At 70.9% G+C, this 3,910-nt stretch carries 3 protein-coding genes and 1 pseudogene; all 4 read left to right on the forward strand.

The window, feature by feature from the left end; genetic code table 11:
* Positions 1–864: pseudogene (locus VFH10_RS04870) on the forward strand (excinuclease ABC subunit A); the annotation flags it as partial.
* 140 nt (positions 865–1,004) lie between these two features.
* Entirely contained in the window at positions 1,005–1,469 is a 465-nt protein-coding gene (locus tag VFH10_RS04875; protein WP_325126519.1) for a Rieske (2Fe-2S) protein, read from the forward strand.
* Positions 1,470–1,500: 31 nt separating this feature from the next.
* Complete coding sequence (gene uvrC / locus VFH10_RS04880; protein ID WP_325126521.1) at positions 1,501–3,501, forward strand: excinuclease ABC subunit UvrC; 2,001 nt, start codon at positions 1,501–1,503, stop codon at positions 3,499–3,501.
* Positions 3,502–3,910, forward strand: a 409-nt coding sequence (locus VFH10_RS04885; RefSeq protein WP_325126522.1) for an RNase adapter RapZ, incomplete at its 3' end; no start/stop codon positions are given. It abuts the gene before it with no gap.

Below are 3,910 nucleotides of genomic sequence, written 5' to 3' on the forward strand. Positions count from 1 at the left end.
CGCACGCCGCGGTCCAACCCGGCGACCTACACCGGCGTCTTCGACCACGTCCGCAAGCTGTTCGCCAACACCCCCGAGGCCAAGGTGCGCGGCTACCAGCAGGGCCGGTTCTCGTTCAACGTCAAGGGCGGCCGCTGCGAGGCGTGCTCCGGCGACGGCACCATCAAGATCGAGATGAACTTCCTGCCCGACGTCTACGTCCCGTGCGAGGTCTGCCACGGCGCCCGCTACAACCGCGAGACGCTCGAGGTGCACTACAAGGGCAAGACCATCGCCGAGGTGCTCGACATGCCGATCGAGGAGGCGGTGGACTTCTTCGCCGCCATCCCGGCGATCTCCCGGCACATGCAGACGCTCTGCGACGTCGGGCTCGGCTACGTCCGGCTCGGGCAGCCCGCACCGACCCTGTCCGGCGGTGAGGCACAGCGGGTCAAGCTCTCGGCCGAGCTGCAGAAGCGCTCCACCGGACGCACCGTCTACGTCCTCGACGAGCCGACGACCGGCCTGCACTTCGAGGACATCCGCAAGCTGCTCCTGGTCCTCGGCCGCCTCGTCGACCAGGGCAACACGGTGCTGGTCATCGAGCACAACCTCGACGTAATCAAGACGGCCGACTGGATCGTCGACATGGGCCCCGAGGGCGGCAGCCGCGGCGGCCTGGTGGTGGCGGAGGGCACGCCGGAGGAGGTGGCCGGCCACCCCGACAGCTTCACCGGCGAGTTCCTCGCGCCGCTGCTCGAGGGCACCGCCGTCCGCAATGCCAAGCGCCCGCGCAAGACCACGGCGGCGGCCAAGGCCGCCCCGACCAAGAAGACTCCGGCGACCCGGAAGTCGACGAGGAAGACCACCGCGAAGAAGCGATAGCCGTCGTTCCGCCCCGGATGTCCGGAATTGCGCGGCGGACAAACTCAGAGTGCTCTCAGGACTCGTCCCTTCGTGCGCCCCTACTGTGTTCAGCAGGGTCGCCACCGACCCGCCACCGATCCGCCAGAGGGGAACCGACCATGACTTCCGAGCCGTTCGACAACCCGGACGCCGCGTCCGCCGACCTGAGCCGCCGCGGCGTGATCCGCGGGGTCGCGATCGCCGGCCTGGCGACCCCGCTGCTCGTGGCCTGCGGTGACGACTCCGACTCCGGCGGGACCGGCGGCGGGGACTCGGGCGGCGAGGAGCCCGCCGCGGGGAGCGAGCTGACCAGCACCTCCGACGTGCCGTCAGGGGGCGGTGTGGTGCTCGCCGAGCAGAAGGTCGTGATCACCCAGCCGGCCGACGGCGACTTCAAGGCGTTCACGGCGGTGTGCACCCATCAGGGCTGCATCGTGGCCGATGTGTCGGACGGCACGATCAACTGCAACTGCCACGGCAGCAAGTACAACATCGAGGACGGCTCGGTCGAGAACGGTCCCGCGACGAAGGGCCTCGCGGAGGTCCCGATCACCGTCGACGGGGAGTCCATCACCCTGTCCTGACCTGTCCTAACCACCGCCTAGGGTTGTCCACGTGGCCGACCCGTCGACGTACCGCCCAGCCCCGGGGTCCATCCCGACCTCGCCCGGGGTCTACCGGTTCCGCGACGGACAGGGCCGGGTGGTCTACGTCGGCAAGGCGAAGAACCTCCGGGCGCGGCTGACGTCCTACTTCCAGGACCTGGGTGGGCTGCACCCGCGCACCCAGACCATGGTCACGACCGCCGCGAGCGTGGAGTGGACCGTGGTCGGCACCGAGGTCGAGGCCCTCCAGCTGGAGTACTCCTGGATCAAGGAGTTCGACCCGCGGTTCAACGTCAAGTACCGCGACGACAAGTCCTACCCCTGGCTCGCGGTCACCCTCAACGAGGAGTTCCCCCGGGTGATGGTCGGCCGCGGCGCCAAACGCAAGGGGGTGCGCTACTTCGGCCCCTACTCCCACGCCTGGGCCATCCGCGAGACCGTCGACCTGCTGCTGCGGGTGTTCCCGATGCGCTCCTGCTCCAATGGGGTGTTCAAGCGCTCCGCGCAGATCGGCCGGCCCTGTCTGCTCGGCTACATCGGCAAGTGCGCCGCCCCCTGCGTCGGCCGGGTCTCCGCCGAGGAGCACCGGGCGATCGTCGAGGACTTCTGCGACTTCATGGGCGGCCAGACCTCCGCGTTCGTCAAGCGGGTCGAGAAGGAGATGTACGCCGCGTCCGCCGAGCAGGACTACGAGCGGGCCGCCCGTCTCCGCGACGACCTCGGCGCGCTCAACCGGGCGCTGGAGAAGCAGGCAGTGGTGCTGGGCGACGGCACCGACGCCGACGTGATCGCGGTGTCCGAGGACCCGCTCGAGGTCGCGGTCCAGATCTTCATCGTCCGCGGCGGCCGGGTCCGCGGGCAGCGTGGCTGGGTCGCCGACAAGGTCGACGACGCCGACACGGCCGGCCTCATGCACGGGTTCCTCCAGCAGCTCTACGCCGACGAGGCAGCCGACGGCATCCCGCGCGAGGTGCTCGTGCCGGCCCTCCCCGACGATCAGGAGGCGCTGGAGCTGTGGCTCACCGACAAGCGCGGGGCGAAGGTCTCGATCCGGGTCCCGCAGCGCGGCGACAAGAAGGCCCTGCAGGAGACCGTCGCCCGCAACGCCCTGCAGGCGCTCGGGCTGCACAAGACCAAGCGCGCCAGTGATCTCACCACCCGCAACCGCGCCCTGGAGGAGATCCAGATCGCACTCGAGCTGCCGACGGCGCCGCTGCGGATCGAGTGCTTCGACATCTCCAACCTGCAGGGCACCGAGGTCGTCGGCTCGATGGTGGTGTTCGAGGACGGACTCGCCCGCAAGAGCGAGTACCGCCGGTTCGTGGTGCGCGGCGTGGACGGCCAGAACGACGTCGCCTCGATGCACGAGGTGGTCACCCGCCGGTTCCGTCGGCTGCTCGACGAGCGGGCCGAGATGCCCGACCTCGACGGCCTTCACCAGCGCGCGACCGGCGACATCGACGCCGAGGGGCCGATGCTCGTCGACCCCGACACCGGACGGCCGCGCAAGTTCGCCTACGCGCCCGGCCTGCTCGTCGTGGACGGCGGCCCGCCGCAGGTGGCGGCGGCGCAGCGTGCCCTCGACGAGCTCGGCATCGACGACGTACCGGTCTGCGGCCTTGCCAAGCGGCTCGAGGAGGTGTGGGTGCCCGGACAGGAGGACCCGGTCATCCTGCCGCGCACCAGCGAGGGGCTGTACCTCCTCCAGCGGATCCGCGACGAGGCCCACCGGTTCGCGATCACCCATCACCGGTCACGGCGGTCCAAGAGCATGGTGGAGAGCCTGCTCGACGACGTGCCCGGCCTGGGGGAGGTGCGCCGCAAGAGCCTGTTGCGGCAGTTCGGCTCGCTGAAGAAGCTACGGGCTGCGACAGTGGACGAGATCGCCGCCGTGCCGGGCATCGGCCCGCGCACGGCCGACGCCATCGTGGTCGCGCTGGCCGAGCAGGGCCCACGCAGCGGCCGGACCGTGAGCGTCAACACCGCCACCGGAGAGCTGGAGGAGTCCTGAATGGCCGAGGCCCCGTCGCTGACCCCCCGGGGTGCGCCGTCGTCGACCGCGCCCAGCCCCGACGACCGCGGCGAGCTCGTCGTGGTCACCGGCATGACCGGGGCCGGCCGGAGCACCGCCGCCAAGGAGCTCGAGGACCTCGGCTACTACGTGGTCGACAACCTGCCGCCCTCGCTGCTGCGCGACGTCGTGCGCCTCGTCGACGAGAACCGGGGCGTGCGGCAGCCGATCGCAGTGGTGGTGGACGTCCGGTCCGGGTCGTTCTTCCAGTCGCTCACCGCCAACCTCGCCCACGGCGCGACCGGCCGCCAGGCGACCCTGCTCTTCCTCGAGGCCACCGACGACGTCCTCGTGCGCCGGCAGGAGGCGGCCCGGCGGCCCCACCCGCTGCAGGGCACCGGACGGCTGC

The organism is Nocardioides sp., assembly GCF_035697785.1.
Lineage (GTDB): Bacteria > Actinomycetota > Actinomycetes > Propionibacteriales > Nocardioidaceae > Nocardioides_B.